The organism is Xenorhabdus sp. NBAII XenSa04 (assembly GCF_963866145.1).
Lineage (GTDB): Bacteria > Pseudomonadota > Gammaproteobacteria > Enterobacterales > Enterobacteriaceae > Xenorhabdus > Xenorhabdus indica.
In genome coordinates this window covers 1-395 of the sequence record NZ_CAWMEB010000249.1, presented here as the reverse complement: position 1 = coordinate 395, position 395 = coordinate 1, and the positions used below count along the sequence as shown (strand labels likewise).

The following is a 395-nucleotide window of genomic DNA, read 5'->3' as shown; positions in this document are numbered from 1 at the left end:
GTGCCGGTATTTTCTGTCACTGGTTCTGGCGGCCAATAACCGTCAGAATGTTGACCTTTTAATGCCTGATAAACATGGGGCTGCCCGGCACGGGTGATAATGTCAGCCACCCGTTGCGCCACCACGGCAGATGCCTTGTCATCATCGGTCTGATTGATGAAACCTGAGCGCGGGTAAATATGGCTCCACAGATTGGCGGATATTGGGCTGCCCAGTTCCCGCTGACCGGGAATAAGCGCTTCCGGATAAAACGATTCCGGCAAACCAGTACGCCACGCAATGGTATCGAGCGTACTCAAAAAATATGGTACTAACGGCGTGGCAGCACTGCGGCAGGAATAACCGGGGATTTGTCCGCCAATCAGACTGGTAGCGGGATGCCCAATAGCATCCGC

Annotated in this window: 1 protein-coding gene; it reads right to left on the bottom strand. The window is 54.2% G+C overall.

The genetic code is table 11. The features are described from left to right. A partial coding sequence (locus AAC147_RS09580; RefSeq protein ID WP_047686435.1) for a TIGR03756 family integrating conjugative element protein occupies positions 1-395 on the bottom strand: 395 nt, incomplete at both ends.